The organism is Paraburkholderia lebeckiae (genome assembly GCF_014201005.1).
Lineage (GTDB): Bacteria > Pseudomonadota > Gammaproteobacteria > Burkholderiales > Burkholderiaceae > Paraburkholderia > Paraburkholderia tuberum.
The window spans coordinates 25,604-43,868 of sequence record NZ_JACHDK010000024.1 but is presented as its reverse complement, the minus strand read 5'-3'; the positions used below and the strand labels follow the sequence as shown (position 1 = coordinate 43,868).

Here is an 18,265-nt window from a genome sequence, read left to right as displayed (position 1 = left end):
CCGGGCCACTTGCGCAAGTATGGGAAAATGCGCCCTCAGTCTGATTGATCCGAATGCCCTCCCCGTCATGCAACCTGTATTTGACCGCGCGTTCGCGGCGCATCGTGACGGCCGCCTCGACGACGCCGAACGCGGCTACCGCGCCACGCTCGACCACGACCCCAGCCACGTCGACGCGCTGCATCTGCTCGGCGTGCTGCGCCACCAGCAGGGCCAGCACGCCGAAGCCGCGGCGCTGGTGCGGCGCGCGGTCGATCTGCGCCCCGAAGACGCGGCGCTGCAGCTGAACCTCGGCAATGCGCTGAAGGCGCTCGGCCAGATCGACGACGCGATCGAGCAGTTCCGCAACGCGCTGACGCTCGCGCCGACCTTCCCGATGGCGCACTACAACCTCGGTAACGCGTACGCGTCGCTAGGCCGTCACGAAGACGCCGCCGATGCGTTCGAACGTTCGCTGCGCCTGCAGCCGAACGACGCGTCGTCGCACAACAATCTCGGCAACGCGCTGCACGCGCTCGGCCGTCACGCGGACGCGATCGCGTCGTTCCGGCGCGCGCTCGAGCTGCGCCCCGGTCACGCGGGCGCGCTGAACAACATGGGCATGTCGCTGAACGCGCTCGATCGACCGAACGAGGCGGTGCCCTGCTTCGAGGCCGCGCTCGCAGCCGAGCCGCGCTTCGTCGCCGCGCACTTCAATCTCGCGAATACGTTCGATGCGACCGGCCGCCATGCGCAGGCAGTCGCGTCATTTGAAGCGGCGCTGCGTCTGCAGCCGAACCTGCCGCCCGCGATCTATGGCATGGGCAACGCGCTCGCGTCGCTCGGCCGTGCCGAACAGGCGGTGCCGTATCTGGAGCGCGCGGTCGGGCTCGATCCGCAATTCGCGCTCGCGTGGCTTGCGCTCGGCACCGCGCACCAGGCGCTCGGCGCGCACGCGGCCGCGGTGCGCGCGCTCGACCAGGCGTTGCGGCTGCGCCCGGATCTGGCGTCCGCGCATATGAACCGTGCGCTCGCGTGGCTCGCGATGCGCGACTTCGAGCGCGGGCTGCCCGAATACGAATGGCGCTTGCAAACTGTCGCGCAACCGGTGATCCAGACGTTGCCGCGCTGGCACGGCGAGTCGATCGAAAAATACACGCTGCTGATCCATGCTGAACAGGGTTTCGGTGACACGTTGCAGTTCGCGCGCTTCGTACCGCTTGCCGCGCAACGCGCGGCGCGCGTCGTGCTCGAAGTGCAGCCGCAGTTGATGCCGCTGCTCGCCCCCGCCGCGAAGACGTGGCGCGTCTCGCTGATCGCGCAGGGCCAGCCGCGCCCCGCCGCCGATCTGCAGATTCCGCTCTTGAGCCTGCCGCTCGCGCTCGGCACGCGCTACGACACGATTGACGCGCGCACGCCCTATCTGAGCGTGCCGCCGACCTATGGCCGCAAATGGCGCGGCTCGCTCGGCGGTCAGGCGAAGCGCAAGATCGGGCTCGCATGGTCGGGGCGCATCCAGCGCAACGAAACCCGCACGATGCCGCTCGCCGCGCTGGAGCCGCTGTTCGCACTGAATGGCATCGACTGGATCGTGTTGCAGCTCGATCTGTCCGAGGACGACCGCGCGGCGCTCGACGCGCATCCGCGCGCGGCCGCGATCCATCGCTTCGACCACCGCATCGGCGACTTCGCGGATACCGCGGCGATCGTCGAGCGGCTCGACGCGGTGGTGTCGATCGACACGTCGATCGCGCACCTCGCGGGCGCGCTGCGCAAGCCGCTGTGGCTGATGCTGCCGTTCGCCGCCGACTGGCGCTGGTTCGACGGCGACTCGCGCAGTCCGTGGTATCCCGGCGCGACGCTCGTGCGTCAGCCGCGGCCGGGCGCGTGGGATGAAGTCGTCGAGGTGGTCGCTAACGAATTGCGGCACGGGTAGCCACAGACCACCCGCCGCAAACAAAAAACCCCGCTTTCGCGGGGTCTTTTGTTTTAAGAACACGAAGTGAACCGTCAGGCCGCCCGATATTGATTGCGCGCCTCCGGCGTGCGATACAGGAACAGCGTCGCGAGCAGACCGCAGATCGCCGCCACGCCGAGGACCAGACCCGGCGCCGCCTTGTTGCTGGTCACGTGGATCAGCAGCGTGGCGATGGCCGGCGTGAAGCCGCCGATCGTCGTCGCGAGACTGTACGCGAGCGAGAAGCCAGCGGTACGCACTTCGACCGGCATCACTTCGGTCAGCGCGACGACCATCGCGCCGTTGTAGCAGCCGTACAGGAACGACAACCACAGCTGCACGGCGAGCAGACGCGCGAACGACGGTTCGGCGACGAGCCATTGCAGCGCCGGATACGCGGTGAGGATCGTCAGGATCGTGAACGCGAGCAGCACCGGACGGCGGCCGATGCGGTCCGACAACGCGCCGGACAACGGCAGCCAGATCAGATTCGAGATACCGACGCAGACCGTGACGACGAGCGCGTCGATCGCCGACAGCTTCAGCACTTCCCTGCCGAAGGTCGGCGTGTAAGCGGTGATCATGTAGAACGACACGGTCGTCATGACGACCATACCCATGCCGCCAAGCACGATCGGGTAGTTCGCGAGCATCGACTTCAGGATCTCGCCCACGCTCGGACGATGCTTGCGCGCCGTGAACTCCTCGGTTTCCTGCAGCGAGCGGCGGATGATGAACAGGAACGGCACGATCAGACAGCCGATCAGGAACGGCACGCGCCAGCCCCACGCGAACATCTGGTCGGCGGGCAGAATCTTGTTGAGCCCCACGCCGATCAGCGCGGCGAATACCACCGCGACCTGTTGGCTGCCCGATTGCCACGAGCAATAGAAGCCCTTGTTGCCCTTCGTCGCGATCTCCGACAGATACACCGACACGCCGCCGAGCTCGGCGCCGGCCGAGAAACCTTGCAGCAGCCGGCCGAGCAGCACGAGCACGGGCGCCACGAGCCCGATGGTCGCGTAGCCCGGTATTCCCGCGACCGTCAGCGTGCCGAGCGCCATCAGGCTCAGTGTGAGGATCAGACCTTTGCGACGGCCGTGATGGTCGATGTAGGCGCCGAGCACGATCGCGCCGAGCGGACGCATCAGGAAGCCCGCGCCGAACACGGACAGCGACAGCATCAGCGACGCGAAATCGCTGCCGCTGGGAAAGTAGGTCTTGGCGATCGCGGAAGCGTAGTAGCCATAAACCATGAAGTCGTACATTTCAAGAAAGTTGCCGCTGACGACGCGGAACACTGTCTTGACCTTGGATTCTTCGGTGGTGGAAGCGGCGTGGGTCGCTGTAGACATGACACTCTCGGATAGGCCCGTCGCCCTGTCGGACGGATCGACGCGGACGGTGACGAGCGGGCAGTTGGAACGATCCACTGCGTTTGGCAAGCGGGTGCCGCAGGCGCACACACAGGTATAAGCAAGCGCGCCCGGGGGCGTCGCATTCTGCTGCTCACGGCGTTCATTCGATATCAGGGTAAACGCTGAGCTCGATGCCGGGCCGATGCCACGTAATGTTACTGCTGATAGGGTCGACGCGAAACGCATACAGTTTGCTTACGCGCGACACCCGCGGGCGACCGCAGACTGTCCGCGCGAGGCCATTCAGTCGATTACTCCGATGCGAACCACCCCTGCTCTTTCCCTGCGCCCCGCCACGCTCGAGGACGCCGCGCTGATTGCGTCGATCCACAGCGCCAGTTGGCAGGCGACCTATCGCGGTCTGTTGCCCGACGCGTTCCTCGACGGCGAAGTCACGCGCGAACGCGCCGCGTATTGGGAAGCACGTCTCGGCGCGCCGGGCGGCGAGCGCCGCATCGTGCTGATCGCCGAGCTGGCCGGCGAGCCGGCCGGCTTCGTATGTGTCGAGCGCCAACCCGAGTCCGCGTGGGGCGTGCTGCTCGACAACCTGCATGCGCTGCCCGGTTATCAGGGCATCGGCGTCGGCAAAACACTGATGCACGCAGCCGTAGACTGGACGCGCGCGCAAGGCGAGGCACAGCTGTATCTGTACGTGCTCGAGGGCAATACGGCGGCGATCGGCTTTTACGAACGACACGGCTGGCAGTTGGTCGGCGCGGAGCCCGATCAGATGGGCGGCGTGGACATCACCGCGTTGCGCTACGTGTACCGGTTGAAGGCTTGAACGCCGTGGTTGAGGTTGCGTGATGCGCGTGGCGTCGCGGGGACGGCGCGCGCCGGCGGTGTTCCTGTTTTCGGAGTCATCTGAACGGTAGACGACGTAGTTTCGAGGCATGATTTTCTGTTGCCGATGGCTTCATCGGCCCCCTACAGATTCCCTCACTGCCGCACCGGTGTGACTGTCCGAGACACCGGAAGAAACCGATGACCAGCACGCCGCTCATCCCGATCGAAGGCGCATTCGCGCTACCCCATCTCCGTGCGCTCGACCACCTGCCCGAACCGTTCGGCCGCGACTGGACGTTGCTGTCCGGCGCTCAGCGCTGGCGAACCGGGCTCGATTCGCTGTATGCCGCGCTGCTGCGCACCGTGTGCATCAGGGATCAGCAGTTGCTGTCGTATGGGCAGCGGGTGTCGATCGACGGCGTGCTGACCGACATGAAGCTGCCGGCAGAGACGCCCGTCGCAAACGCCACGCAGCCTGCCGGGGAACCGTCGCATACCGCGACGGCGGCGCATCCCGCTATGCAACGGAAGGTGCCTCAGGGTCCAATGCGAATCGCGCTCAAGGCCCGCTCGCCGCGAATCGCGCAGCGGCGCACTGTGCGGCATCGGCGAACGGTCGCGGCGAGTGCCGGCGTAATCGGCTGCGTCGCGGTGCTGGCGTGGTGGATCGTCGATCAGCCTCCGGCGCCGTGGCATATGGCCTCCGACATGCTGAAATCGGCGCAAGCTCTGATGCCCCGTCGTGATGCGCCGGCGCCGGTAGAAAAGCGTCGTGTGCAGCATCTGGTTGCGAGTCCCGAAGCACCGGTGATTGCGGAGGCCGTCACACCGGCTCCTGTGCTTCCGCCATTACCTGTCGACGTGGCCGCCGCCGCACCCACGCGCATCGCGGCTTTGCCTCAGCGCACCGCCACGCGACATGCGCCCACTCCGCGTGACGCGATTTACTCATCGCCTCCGCGTCGCGCGCTTCGCGTGCAAACGCATCCGCTTCCGGTAAATCGCCATGCCGCGAACGACCCATCGCATGAAGCGCGCGTTCGTGCCCGGTTCGGCGAAGACGGATACGCTGATATGACGACGTTCGCCATGATGTCTTTGCGCGACGTCGCGCTGCTGCCGCGCTCCACCGTATCGAACAATCTGCCGGCAAATAGCACCGAGTGGATGAACCTCATATCGCAGCGTCGCGTCACCGAAATCCCGGAACGATTCGCGCAATGAGCGCCGCCGTTACTTCGACGCAGGCAAACCCGCTTCCGTCTGCTGCTGCAAGCGCGTGACCGCGCTCTGAAGCTGACGCAATTGCGCCTGCGCGTTGTCGCGCTCCGCGCGCAGCGCGAGCGCCTCGTCGCGCGTCTGGCGCTGCCGGTCGTCGACCTTCGCCTGCCGCGTGCGGGCGACGTCGAGATCGGTCTGAAGCCGTTGCGCCTGCTGCTGCAATATCGCGATGCTGCCCTGCAGATACGCATTCTGCGCCTGCAACCGCGTGCGACGAATCTCGACGTCCGCGAGTTGCTGCGTCTGCTGCGCGAAACCGGCGTAGATCGCTTCCGCGCGCTCTGCCGAATCACTCCCGATCACGCGCCAGAAATGCTTGTTCTGAAACAACGCGACGTAGTACGTCATCCGCGGCGGATGGAAGTACAGGCTCGCACCGTAGCTGCCGTTGTAGGTCGTGCGCAGTTCGCTGAGGTTCGCGTCGTGAATCAACTGGATCAAATCGGCGACGTCGCCGCGCGCGGCGGCGGGCGTATTCGCGGACACCTCGGGCTCAGCGACGGACTGGGTGCCAGCCTCTCGCGGCGCCAACTCGCCTGGAGCCGGCCGCGTGTCCGCCAGCGGCGCGCTCACGCCGTCCTGCTGTGCCACCGCAACACCCGTATGCCGCAACGCGTAGGCACCGGCGAGCAACATAGCGCGCCGGATAATCAAGGAATACTTCATATGCCTGCTCCACGCCGCGGACTCAACCTCGACCGCGCACGCCGCGCCGACGCAAACCCGCGATGCTTAAAACCGCGTCTCCCGCGCGACCCGCAGGAACGTATCGAGCAACGGCGTGCAATCGAGCAGCTCCGGCCCGCCCGCGCGATGAAACTCCGGGTGCCACTGCACGCCCATCACGAACGGCGCGCGCCGGTAGCGCACGGCCTCGATGATGCCGTCCGACGCCGACACCGCCTCGATATTCAGATCGCGGCCCAGCGTCTTTACCGCCTGATGGTGAATCGAGTTGACGATCGCGTCGCGTCGCCCCGGGAACATGTTCACCAGCGTCGAGCCATCCGGAAAGTGCACGCCGTGCCGGTGCTGATCGTAGTTCTCGTTGACGTGAGCGTTCGCGGTCGGCACTTCCGTTGCGATGTCCTGATACAGCGTGCCGCCGAACGCGACGTTGATCAGCTGGCAGCCACGGCACACGCCGAGCACCGGCTTGCCCGACTCGATGAACTCGTGCAGCAGCTCGAGCTCGTACATGTCGCGCACGCGGTCGCCGGGCCATTCGTGGCTATTCGCCGCTTCCGCATAGGTCTGCGGCGACACGTCGGCGCCGCCTTGCAGCAGCAGGCCATCGAGATGCTTCGCATAGTCGCGCAGACGGATGTTGCTCGGGTGCAGCATGCCCTGATGACCGACGGTCGGGATCATGAACACCAGCACGTCGCGCGACATCACCCAGTGCGCGATCGACTCCTCCAGATACTGCAGCGTCTTGCCGCGCAAGCCCTTCGCGCCCGGTTCCGGGTGGAAGATGCGCGCCGACACGCCGATGCGCAGCGTGCGCTGCGTGATCCGCTGACCCGCGCGATCGAACAGCTGCCGCGCGCGCGCCGCGATGATGCGGCCGAACACGCTCCACGCCGAATCGCTCTGCCTCAGATAGCGCGGCGGCGACGGTGGCAGCGCGTTGGGCGGCGGCGGGTTGGTGGCGCTGAAATCGGGTGCCGCGCCGAAACCGCGCGGCGGCGAGCCGGGCGCACGCGCCGCGGGTGCGGCGGCTGCCTCGGTGGCGATTTCGTCGTCGGTGGCGATGTCCGCGGCGCTAACGCCGCCCGCGTGCGGCTCGCCGGCGGCCGCCGTCGGTTTGACGACTGGATCGGGTTTCACCGTGGTCGCGCCGCCGCTGTGCGTACCCGCGCGCCGCGCTTCGCGCTCCTGCACCGCGGCTTCCTGGCGCGCGGTCGATTCGGCGGCGGCGCTGCGTGCCTCGACTGCGTCGCGCAGCCGCGCCGTGCGCGGATCTTCAGGCGTGACCGACGATGCGCTGAGCGGATCGTCGGTCGACGACCTCGCGGTCGCCTCCTCGGCCGCCGGGCTCGTGTCTTTGGCGGCCGACTGGGTGGCATCTTCATGCGACGGAGGAAGCGAGGCGGCCGGTTCGGCCGGCGCGCTGCTCGGCGCGGGTGAGGCCGGCTGCGGACTGCCGGTCGTGCCGGCGTTTTCGGGTTTGTTTTCGCTCATGACTGTCGGACAGGCGCCTTACACGCGAACGAATGAATATGCCCTGATTATCCGTCAGTGCTGCAGCCCCCGCAAACCCGCACACAATTGCTCACATTGTTGCGAAGCGTTACACCGACCCCGATGCGTCAAGGATCTGGCTGCTCTTCGAAGGTTTCCCGCAACGCGATCTGCATCGACGCATGAATCTTCACGCACCAGCGCCACACGAGCGCGAGCAGCAGCGCGGCGCACACGAGCACCGCGACGAGCAGGCCAGTCGGCGGGAGGATGCTGCCCGACAGCGCCGCCACCAGCAGAAACACGCCGATCATCGACACGATCGGCACGAGATCGGCGATCGCGTGACGCAGCGCGCTCGTGAAGCGCCCCGCGGTGGTCGGCTGCACGCTGACTTCGGCGAGCAGCAGCGCGAGCGACTTGGTCTTGCGATACACGGCCACGAGAAAGGGCAGCGAAACGACGAGCGCGACGCTCCACTGCACGACGCGTTGCAGCGGCTCGTCGTCGAGCCAGTGCGCGAGCAGCCGGCCGCTATGCGGCGCGCTATACGACACGGCCAGGAAAATGGCCGCGACGAGCGCGAGATTCACCGCGATCTGCAATACGATGCGCCGCGTCATGCTCATGAGTGTCGGCTCGCCGCGCGCCGTGATCAAACTGCGCAGCCATTGCCCGTACATGCCGAACACGTTGGACAACGTGGCGGGCATCGCCTGCCCGATGCGGCGCGTGAGCGGATCGGCCACGCGGATCAGATATGGCGTCGTCAGCGTCGTCAATGCCGACACGGCGACCGCGATCGGATACAGAAACCCGCTCGTCACCTTCAACGTCAGACCGAGCGTCGCGATAATGAACGAGAACTCGCCGATCTGCGACACGGTCATGCCGACGCGCATCGAGGTGCGCGCGTCCTGCCCCGACAGAAACGTGCCGAGCCCGCACGACACGATCTTGCCGACGATCACCGCGAGCGTGATGACGGCGATCGGCCACCCGTAGTCGAGCATCACGGCTGGGTTCAGCATCAGTCCGATCGTCACGAAGAAGATCGCGGAAAACGCGTCGCGCAGCGGCGCGATCAGATGCTCGATCCGATGCAGATGGCGCGACTCGGCCATGATCGCGCCGATCAGGAACGCGCCGAGCGCGATGCTGTAATCGAGCTTGACGACCAGCAGACAGAAGCCGAAGCAGAAGCCGAGCACGGACACGAGCATCATCTCGTCGCTGCCCGTGCGCGCGACGTAGTTCAGCGCGCGCGGCACGAGCAGCACGCCGACCAGCAGCGACACCGTCATGAACAGCAGCAGCTTGCCGAGCGTGACGGCCGCGAGCCCGGCCGACAGCTGCCCGGTCTGCGCGATGCCGGTCAGCAGCACGAGCATCGCGATACCGAGAATGTCCTCGACGATCAGAATGCCGAACACGAGCTGCGCGAAGCTTTCGCGTTTGAGTCCGAGGTCGGACAGCGCCTTCACGATGATCGTCGTCGACGAGATCGCGAGGATCGCGCCGAGGAACAGCGAGTCCATCGGAGTCCAGCCGAACGCGCTGCCGATCTCGTAGCCGATCCACAGCATCAGCACGATTTCGGACAGCGCGGCGACGATCGCCGTCGCGCCGACCTTGAACAGCTTGCGCAGGCTGAATTCGAGGCCCAGCGAAAACATCAGGAACACCACGCCCAGCTCGCCGAGCGTCTGGATCGTCTGTTCGTCGTGGATCAATTGGAACGGCGGCGTGTACGGTCCGATGATCACGCCGGCCGCGATATAGCCGAGCACCACCGGCTGCTTCAGGCGATGGAACAGCACGGTGACGACGCCGGCCAGCGCCATCACGACGGCCAGATCCTGGATGAAGCCGATGCCATGGTGCATGAGCGCTTTCCTTACAAACAGTAATCTCGGAAAGCGCAGTGTAGCAAACGACCCGGCCATCTTTTTGGCGAATTCGCGCGCCGCGCCGCGCCGCCAGTAGCAGGCCGCTCGGCCACAAAACCTTGCTCTACAATGCGGACGGACCTTCCCTTTGGCTCCGCACTGCCTCGCTCATGCGCCTGCGCTGCGCTCAACCGGATTTCTACCGACATCATGGCCACTGAATTCGCCCCCTTCCCGCCGCTTGCCCAGCTTGCCGCCGATCTCGCCGCCGGCCGCACGACGAGCCGCGCGCTCGTCGAAACCGCGCTGGACCGGATCGCCGATCCGGCCGGCCAGGGCGCCGCCGTCTTCATGCACGTCGACACCGACGCCGCGCGCGCCGCCGCCGACGCGCACGACCGCCTGCGCGCGGCCGGCACCGTGCTGTCGCCGCTCGCCGGGATTCCGGTGTCGGTCAAGGACCTGTTCGACATCGAAGGCCAGCCGACCCGCGCGGGCTCCGTCGTGCTCGCCGACGCGCCCGCCGCGAAGGCCGACGCGGTCGCGGTCGCGCGTCTGAAGCGGGCCGGCGCCGTGATCGTCGGGCGGACCAACATGAGCGAGTTCGCGTTTTCCGGACTCGGCCTGAATCCGCACTACGGCCATCCGCTGTCGCCGTACCGGCGCGGCCTGAAGGGCGACGAGCGGATTTCGGGCGGCTCGTCGTCGGGCGCGGCGGCCTCGGTCGCCGACGGCATGGCCGCGGTCGCACTCGGCACCGACACCGGCGGCTCGATCCGCATCCCGGCCGCCTTGTGCGGGCTGACCGGCTTCAAGCCGACCGCCGCGCGCATCCCGAAGCAGGGCGGCGTGCCGCTGTCGTCGACGCTCGATTCGTTCGGGCCGATCGGCGTGTCGGTCGCATGCTGCGCGCTGGTCGACCGGATGCTCGCGGGGCTCGAGCCGCGCATCCCGGCCGCGCGGCCGCTCGAAGGCGTGCGCCTCGGCGTGCTGACCAATTTCGTGACCGACGGCGTCGAGCCCGAAGTCGCGCGCGCGATCGATACCGCGCTCAAGCATCTGGAGGCGGCCGGCGCGATCGTCAGCGAGGTGCGCTTCGCGCCGCTCGACCGGCTGCCGGAGATCAACCGCTTCGGCTTTTCGTCGATCGAAGCGTATGCGTGGCATCGTCCGCTGCTCGACAAGCATCGCGAGCAGTACGATCCGCGCGTGCTCGTGCGCATCATGAAGGGGCAGCCGGCCAGCGCGGTCGACTATCTGGACCTCGTCGCCGAGCGCGACGCGATGCTCGACGAAGCCGCGCGCACGCTGTGGCAGCGTTTCGACGCGGTCGTCGCGCCGACCGTGCCGGTCGTGCCGCCGCGCCTCGCCGACCTGCTCGACGACGACGACGCGTTCGGCCGCACTAATGCGCTGATCCTGCGCAATCCGAGCGCGTTCAACTTCCTCGATAGCTGCGCGCTGTCGCTGCCGTGCCATCTGCGCGGCGACGCGCCGGTCGGCCTGATGCTCGCGGGCGCACCGCACGCCGACGACGCGCTGCTCGCGATCGGCCGCGCGGCCGAGGCAGTGCTGAAAGCGATCCGGTAAAGCGCGCCGGGGTTCGCCGCCCGGCGCGGTCGCCGCCGCGCAATGTTCAGGCAATAAGTGGCGCGGCCGGGGTTCGCGCTAGAATCGCGGGCACCCGCCCTTTCGTCTCCAGAGCAATCGAAGATCCATGACTAACGACTCCGCAATGCTGCGCCGCGAGCGCACCCTGCTGGTTCTGCTCGGCCTGATCTGCCTCGCCCTCGTGGGCGGTGCGTTGTATCTGCAGTTCGGCCTGCGCGAAGACCCGTGCCCGCTGTGCATCATCCAGCGCTATTTCTTCCTGCTGATCGCGATCTTCGCGTTCCTCGGCGCGCTCTTCAGGCACTGGCGCGGCGTGCGCCTGCTCGAAGTGATGGCGGCCCTGTCGGCGCTCGCCGGCATCGCGACCGCGGCGCGCCACGTGTACATCCAGGCGAATCCTGGCTTCAGCTGCGGCTTCGACGCACTGCAGCCGGTGGTCGACAGCCTGCCCCCCGCGCACTGGCTGCCGAGCGTGTTCAAGGTCGCGGGCCTGTGCGAAACCGTATATCCGCCGATTCTCGGGCTGACGCTGCCGATGTGGTCGGGCGTCGCGTTTATCGTCGCGTTCGTCGCGCTGGTGCTGAGCCTGGTGCGCAATCGCCATCGAGTGTCCTGACGGCGGGCAAGCCTGGTCGAGCGAGCTTCGAACACCGCCTGAAGCGCCGAACTCGCCGCCAGGGCGCTTACCGATTCGCATCGCAAATGACGCCCGACTTCGTGTTGCCCATGCTGGGCACCGAAGTCCGGCGTTTTTTCTACGCGACGTTCCGCGATCGCGCGCCGTTCCTGTCGGTCCCCGCTCCGGCGCACGCAACTTCTCGCCTCGGCGCGAATCGTACCGGGATCATGACCGCCGCCGCATGAGCTTCATGCGACACAGGAAATATTTTCGGGCCGGCGTAGTGCTATCTTTGGGTAAGGATGGCGATCTACGTGCGCGAGGCCGGCTTTTGCGACCCCATGCGTAACGCGCGCCCGGTCCGCACTGTCTTCCGATTCGCCATGACAACGCAAACCATCCGCTTCTACCACCAGGGGTCCGTCCGCGAGGTCGCGGGCGTTCCGGCGACGCGCACCGTGCTGCAGCACCTGCGCGAGGACTTACGCTGCACCGGCACCAAGGAAGGCTGCGCGGAAGGCGACTGCGGCGCATGCACGGTCGTGATCGGCGAACTCGATGCGCGCGGCGATCTCACGTTGAAGGCGGTCAACGCCTGCATCCAGTTCCTGCCGACACTCGACGGTCGCGCCCTCTTCACCGTCGAAGACCTGCGCGCCGCGAACGGCGCGCTGCATCCGGTGCAACAGGCGCTGGTCGACTGTCACGGTTCGCAATGCGGCTTCTGCACACCCGGCTTCGTCATGTCTATGTGGGCGCTCTACGAGAACCAGCCCGTCGCCGCCGGCCTGCCGACCCGCCATGAAATCGACGCCGCGCTGTCCGGCAATCTGTGCCGCTGCACGGGCTACCGGCCGATCATCGACGCCGCGCAGAAGATGTTCGACTACGCGCAGCATCCGCGCGTCGCGCTCGACCGCGAGGCCATCGCGGCCACGCTGCGCACGCTGCAACGCGAAGACACGTTCGAATACAGCGCGCCCGGCACCCGCGGCGCCGCGTTCGGCTCGCCCACCTTCCATGCCCCGCTCACGCTCGACGCGTTCGCGACGCTGCGCGCGCAGCATCCGGACGCGCGCATCGTCGCGGGCAGCACCGACGTCGGGCTTTGGGTCACCAAGCAGTTCCGCGATCTCGACGAGCTGCTGTACACCGGCAACGTCGCGGAGTTGAAGGCGATCGCGCACGATGCGCAAACGCTGACAATCGGTGCAGCGGTCACACTCGAAGACGCGTACGCGGCGCTCACCGCCGATTACCCCGAGCTCGCCGAACTGTGGACGCGCTTCGCATCGCTACCGATCCGCAATGCGGGCACGCTCGGCGGCAACGTCGCGAACGGCTCGCCGATCGGCGATTCGATGCCGGCACTGCTCGCGCTCGGCGCCGAGGTCGTGCTGCGCCGCGATCGCACGACCCGCGCCCTGCCGCTCGACGCGTTCTACCTCGGCTACCAGAAGACCGCGCTCGCGCAAGGCGAATTCGTCAGCGCGCTGCGCGTGCCTCGTCCGGCCGGCGTGCTGCGGTTTCGCACCTACAAGGTGGCGAAGCGTTACGACCAGGACATCTCGGCGGTGTGCGCGGCGTTTGCGCTGCACGTCGCGGAAGATGGCACGATCCGCGCGGCGCGGGTCGCGTTCGGCGGCATGGCGGCGACGCCGAAGCGGGCCGCGCATGCCGAAGCCGCGCTCAACGGCGCGGCGTGGAACGAACCGACGGCCCGTCGCGCGATGGACGCGCTCGCCGCCGACTACCAGCCGCTCACCGACATGCGCGCGTCGAGCGCGTATCGGCTGAAGATCGCGCGCAATCTGCTGTGGCGCTTCTACCTCGAAACGCGCGACGACGCGCCGCTCGCGCTCTGCGACGTGAACGCGTTCGCGTTCGAGGCCAACGCAATCGTCGTGAAGGAGTCGCCGTGATGAACCGGACCGATGCCTTTATCGAACGCGCGGGCGCGCGGGCCGATCAACGCGAGGACGCGTCGATCGGCGTACCACTGCCGCACGAATCCGCCGCGCTGCACGTGAGCGGCGAAGCGACCTACACGGACGACATCGCCGAGCTGCACGGCACGCTGCACGCGGCGCTCGGCCTGTCGCGCCATGCGCATGCGCGCATCGTGTCGATGGATCTCGACGCAGTGAGAAACGCGCCCGGCGTGATCGCGGTGCTGAGTGCCGACGATATCCCCGGCGAAAACAATTGCGGCCCGGTGCTGCACGACGATCCAATCCTCGCCGACGGCGAAGTGCTCTATCTGGGCCAGCCGGTCTTCGCGGTAATCGCCGAGAGCCACGAACTCGCACGTCGCGCCGCCGCGCTCGCGAAAAGCGACGACGTGATCCGCTACGAGCCGCTCGACGCGATCCTCACCGCCGCCGATGCGAAAGCCGCGAAGCAGTTCGTGCTACCGCCACTGCATCTGCGGCGCGGCGACCCCGACGCGAAGATCGCCGCCGCGCCGCATCGGCTCGCCGGCACATTCGAGGTCGGCGGCCAGGAGCAGTTCTATCTCGAAGGCCAGATCGCCTATGCGGTGCCGAAGGAAATGGACGGCATGCTCGTCTACAGCTCGACGCAGCATCCGAGCGAAATGCAGCAGGTCGTCGCGCACATGCTCGACTGGCCCGCGCATAACGTCGTCTGCGAATGCCGGCGCATGGGCGGCGGCTTCGGCGGCAAAGAATCGCAATCGGCGCTGTTCGCGTGCGTGGCCGCGCTTGCGGCGCAACGCCTGCGTCGCCCGGTCAAGCTGCGCGCCGATCGCGACGACGACTTTCTGATCACCGGCAAGCGGCACGATGCCGTCTACGAGTACGAAGCGGGCTTTGACGAGCAAGGCCGCCTGCTTGACGTGCGCGTCGAAATCGCATTGCGCGCCGGCTATTCCGCTGATCTGTCCGGCGCGGTCGCGACGCGCGCGGTGTGCCACTTCGACAACGCGTACTACCTGTCCGACGTCGATATCGTCGCGCTGTGCTGCAAGACCAATACGCAGTCGAACACCGCGTTTCGCGGCTTCGGCGGACCGCAGGGCGCGCTCGTGATGGAGGTGCTGCTCGACGGCATCGCGCGCGAACTGCGGCTCGATCCGCTCGACGTGCGGCTCGCGAATTACTACGGCGTCGGCGAACGGGATACGACGCCGTACGGACAACGCGTCGAAGACAACATCATCGCGCCGCTGACCGACGCGCTGCTAGATTCGAGTGACTACCGCGCGCGTCGCGCGGCACTCGCCGAATTCAATGCGAAGAGTCCCGTGCTCAAACGCGGCCTCGCGTTTTCGCCGGTCAAGTTCGGCATCTCGTTCAACGTGCCGTTCCTGAATCAGGCCGGCGCGCTCGTGCACGTGTACAAGGACGGCTCCGTGCTCGTCAATCACGGCGGCACCGAGATGGGCCAGGGGCTCAACACGAAAGTCGCGCAGGTGGTCGCGAATCAGTTCGGCTTGCCGTTAGCGCGCGTCCGGGTGACCGCGACAGATACCTCGAAGATCGCCAACACGTCGGCAACCGCGGCCTCGACCGGCAGCGACCTGAACGGCATGGCCGCCGAAGCCGCCGCGCGGACGATCCGCGCGCGGCTCGCGGAAGTCGCGGCGCGCCAGCTCGGCGGCAACGCCAACGACGTGCAATTCGCGCGCGGCAGTGTGTCGGTGAACGGCGGCGCGCTGCCGTTCGAACAGATCGTCAACGCCGCGTATCTCGCGCGCGTGCAGTTGTGGTCGGACGGCTTCTACGCGACGCCGAAAGTGCATTGGGATGCGAAGTCGCTGACCGGTCATCCGTTCTATTACTTCGCGTATGGTGCGGCGGTGTCGGAAGTCGTCGTCGATACGCTGACCGGCGAGTGGAAGCTCCTGCGCGCGGACGTGCTGCACGACGCGGGCCAGTCGATCAATCCGGCGATCGATCTCGGCCAGATCGAAGGCGGCTTCATTCAGGGCATGGGCTGGCTCACCACTGAAGAGCTATGGTGGAGCCGCGACGGCCGCCTGATGACGCACGCGCCGTCGACGTACAAGATTCCCGCGGTCAGCGATACGCCCGCCGCGTTCCACGTTCGGCTCTACGACCACGGCAACGCCGAGCCGACCGTGTTCCGCTCGAAGGCGGTCGGCGAACCGCCGTTGCTGCTGCCGTTTTCGGTGTTTCTCGCGATTCGCGACGCGATCGCGGCCGCAGTGCCGGGCGCGCGACATGCTCCGCCGTTGCGCGCGCCGGCGACGCCCGAAGCGATACTCGACGCGCTGGACGCTCTGAATGCGTCGGACGCGTCGCAGAACGCAAGCCCGGTCGAACCCGTCACGCACCCCGACAGCGCCGCCCCCCACACGCCACCCGCCGCGCCGACACCTGACGCGGCCCCTCACGGAGAATCGCCGGATGCAAGCCTGGCTCACTGACCTGCAACATCTGCTCGCGCATGGCGACGCCGCCGTGCTGGTGACGGTCGCGCGCGTCGAAGGTTCGGCGCCGCGCGAAGCCGGCACGAAGATGATCGTTACGCGCGAGGCGGCCAGGCATACGATTGGCGGCGGCCACCTCGAATGGAAGGCGATCGAGACCGCGCGCCAGGTGCTGCGCGACGGCATGCGCGCGCCGCATATGCGGCGGCTCGAACGCTTCGCGCTGGGGCCGAGCCTCGGCCAGTGCTGCGGCGGCGCCGTGATCCTCGCGTTCGAGCGGCTCGACGTCGGCGATCTCGGCTGGCTCACGTCGCTCGCCAAGCGCCTCGCGGCGGGGCAATCGACGGTGCGTAGCGTATCATTCGGCCCCGCGCCGGATGCGGTGATGCTGTCCGAGCCCGAGCCCGGCATCGACGGCGCCGACTGTCTGCTGTGGGACGGCGCCGGTTTCGACGACAGCAGCGCGCTCCTCACCGAAACCATCGCGCCGGGCGAATTCGCCGTCGTGCTGTTCGGCGCCGGTCACGTCGGCGCGGCGCTCGTTCGCGTGCTGGCGACACTGCCTTGCACGGTGCGCTGGGTCGACGAGCGCGACGCGCAGTTTGCGTCGCTCGATGCGCTGCACGCGGCGAACGTGACGATCGACGCGAACGACGCACCCGACGAGGCGATCGATCAGGCCGCGCCGAACACGTACTTCGTCGTGATGACGCACAACCACGCGCGCGATCTCGAACTGGCCGAACGCATCCTGCGGCGCGGCGACTTCGCGTTCTTCGGCATGATCGGTTCGCATACCAAGCGCAAGCAGTTCGAGCATCGGCTCGCGGCTCGCGGCATCGATCCGGCGCGGATCACGCGGATGAAGTGTCCGCTCGGCGTCGACGGCATCGTCGACAAGTCGCCCGAGGTCATCGCGATCTCGGCGGCCGCGCAGGTGTTGCAGGCCGTCGAGGCGAACGCGGGTGCGCGCCACCCGACGCAGGCGGTTTGATACGCGGCCGGCGCCGCTCGTTACCCACCACACAATTCCAAACCACGATGAACCCGACAACCGCTACCCCTGTTTCCGCCGTTACGCTCGCCGACAAAACCGCGCGCGCACCGAAGGCCGAGCTGCATATCCACATCGAAGGCTCGCTCGAACCGGAGCTGATTTTCGCGCTCGCGCAACGCAACGGCGTGAAGCTCGCCTACGACTCGGTGGAAGCCTTACGCGCCGCCTATGCGTTCACCGACCTGCAATCGTTCCTCGACATCTACTACGCGGGCGCGAGCGTGCTGCTGCACGAGCAGGACTTCTACGACATGACGATGGCCTACGTCGAGCGCTGTCTCGCCGACAACGTCGTGCATAGCGAAATCTTCTTCGACCCGCAGACGCATACCGAGCGCGGCGTGCGGATCGCGACCGTCGTGGCCGGCATCGAACGCGCGCTCGCCGACGCGGAGAAGCGCGGCATGTCGAGCAAGCTGATCCTGTGTTTCCTGCGCCATCTGTCCGAGGACGATGCGCTCGCCACCTTCGACGAAGCGCTGCCGCTGTTCGAGCAGTACGAACATCGGCTGATCGGCGTGGGGCTCGATTCGTCGGAACGCGGCCATCCGCCGTCGAAGTTCGAGCGCGTGTTCGCGAAGGCGCGCGCGCTCGGTCTGAAGCTCGTCGCGCACGCGGGCGAGGAAGGCCCGCCGTCCTACATCTACGAAGCGCTCGACGTGCTGAAGGTCGACCGCGTCGATCACGGCGTGCGCAGCATCGAGGACCCGGCGCTCGTCGCGCGTCTCGCCGACACGCGCGTCGCGCTGACCGTGTGCCCGCTGTCGAACCTGAAGCTGTGCGTGTTCGACGACCTGACCAAACACACGCTGAAAGACCTGCTCGATCGCGGCGTCGCGGTGACCGTCAATTCCGACGACCCGGCCTATTTCGGCGGCTACGTGAACGCGAACTATCTGGCGACGATCGACGCGCTGAAGCTCGACGACGCCGAGGTCTACACGATCATCCGCAACGGCTTCGAGGCGTCGTTCGTGACGCCCGAGGAACGCGCCATGCTGATCGGTAAGCTCGACGCGTATTGGCGGCACTGAGTGCCGGCACTGAGCCGCGCGCCGACGGATTCCAAC

The 18,265-nt window shown here is 67.3% G+C and carries 14 protein-coding genes; 10 read left to right on the top strand and 4 right to left on the bottom strand.

Going from position 1 to position 18,265, the window contains the following annotated elements; all coding sequences use genetic code 11:
• The first annotated feature begins 67 nt into the window (after positions 1-67).
• Positions 68-1,915: a tetratricopeptide repeat protein gene (locus tag HDG39_RS29260; RefSeq protein WP_184011019.1), complete on the top strand. Its 1,848-nt coding sequence runs from the start codon at positions 68-70 to the stop codon at positions 1,913-1,915.
• Positions 1,916-1,989: 74 nt separating this feature from the next.
• Here the strand turns inward: HDG39_RS29260 and HDG39_RS29255 are convergent, their stop codons facing one another.
• Positions 1,990-3,291, bottom strand: a complete 1,302-nt coding sequence (locus tag HDG39_RS29255) for an MFS transporter (protein WP_184011017.1) — start codon at positions 3,289-3,291, stop codon at positions 1,990-1,992.
• A gap of 322 nt (positions 3,292-3,613) precedes the next feature.
• On the opposite strand from HDG39_RS29255, the gene HDG39_RS29250 reads away from it, so the two are divergent.
• Entirely contained in the window at positions 3,614-4,138 is a 525-nt protein-coding gene (locus HDG39_RS29250; protein ID WP_018421404.1) for a GNAT family N-acetyltransferase, read from the top strand.
• A 200-nt stretch (positions 4,139-4,338) separates the two neighbouring features.
• Positions 4,339-5,364, top strand: coding sequence for a hypothetical protein (locus HDG39_RS29245; protein WP_184011015.1), 1,026 nt, complete (start codon positions 4,339-4,341; stop codon positions 5,362-5,364).
• A 9-nt stretch (positions 5,365-5,373) separates the two neighbouring features.
• Here HDG39_RS29245 and HDG39_RS29240 read toward each other — a convergent pair whose 3' ends face one another.
• The 3 genes from HDG39_RS29240 to HDG39_RS29230 all read right to left on the bottom strand — a co-directional run bounded on the left by HDG39_RS29240 (position 5,374) and on the right by HDG39_RS29230 (position 9,491).
• On the bottom strand, positions 5,374-6,087 hold the full coding sequence (locus tag HDG39_RS29240) for a DUF2968 domain-containing protein (protein ID WP_184011013.1): 714 nt from the start codon (positions 6,085-6,087) through the stop codon (positions 5,374-5,376).
• Positions 6,088-6,153: 66 nt separating this feature from the next.
• Positions 6,154-7,605 carry a gamma-glutamyl-gamma-aminobutyrate hydrolase family protein gene (locus tag HDG39_RS29235; protein WP_184011011.1) on the bottom strand — a complete coding sequence of 484 codons (1,452 nt, stop codon included), beginning with the start codon at positions 7,603-7,605 and terminating at the stop codon, positions 6,154-6,156.
• Positions 7,606-7,733: 128 nt separating this feature from the next.
• Positions 7,734-9,491: a cation:proton antiporter gene (locus HDG39_RS29230; protein WP_184011009.1), complete on the bottom strand. Its 1,758-nt coding sequence runs from the start codon at positions 9,489-9,491 to the stop codon at positions 7,734-7,736.
• Positions 9,492-9,704: 213 nt separating this feature from the next.
• Between HDG39_RS29230 and HDG39_RS29225 the strand changes: the two genes are divergently transcribed.
• The 7 genes from HDG39_RS29225 (at position 9,705) to HDG39_RS29195 (ending at position 18,229) form a co-directional block, all read left to right on the top strand.
• Positions 9,705-11,084, top strand: coding sequence for an amidase (locus HDG39_RS29225; protein ID WP_184011007.1), 1,380 nt, complete (start codon positions 9,705-9,707; stop codon positions 11,082-11,084).
• 127 nt (positions 11,085-11,211) lie between these two features.
• Entirely contained in the window at positions 11,212-11,721 is a 510-nt protein-coding gene (locus HDG39_RS29220) for a disulfide bond formation protein B (protein WP_184011005.1), read from the top strand.
• An 86-nt stretch (positions 11,722-11,807) separates the two neighbouring features.
• Complete coding sequence (locus HDG39_RS29215; protein ID WP_184011002.1) at positions 11,808-11,969, top strand: hypothetical protein; 162 nt, start codon at positions 11,808-11,810, stop codon at positions 11,967-11,969.
• A gap of 138 nt (positions 11,970-12,107) precedes the next feature.
• Positions 12,108-13,646, top strand: coding sequence for a xanthine dehydrogenase small subunit (gene xdhA, locus HDG39_RS29210; RefSeq protein ID WP_184011000.1), 1,539 nt, complete (start codon positions 12,108-12,110; stop codon positions 13,644-13,646).
• The gene (gene xdhB, locus HDG39_RS29205; protein ID WP_184010997.1) at positions 13,646-16,135 is read left to right on the top strand and encodes a xanthine dehydrogenase molybdopterin binding subunit; all 2,490 of its coding nucleotides are present in this window, start codon (positions 13,646-13,648) and stop codon (positions 16,133-16,135) included. Before xdhA ends, xdhB begins: the two co-directional genes overlap by 1 nt.
• A complete protein-coding gene (gene xdhC, locus HDG39_RS29200) occupies positions 16,116-17,132 on the top strand; it encodes a xanthine dehydrogenase accessory protein XdhC (RefSeq protein WP_184010995.1) in 1,017 nt (338 codons plus the stop codon). The genes xdhB and xdhC overlap by 20 nt, the downstream gene beginning before the upstream one ends.
• 47 nt (positions 17,133-17,179) lie before the next feature.
• Positions 17,180-18,229, top strand: coding sequence for an adenosine deaminase (locus HDG39_RS29195; RefSeq protein WP_184010993.1), 1,050 nt, complete (start codon positions 17,180-17,182; stop codon positions 18,227-18,229).
• Positions 18,230-18,265 lie beyond the last annotated feature (36 nt).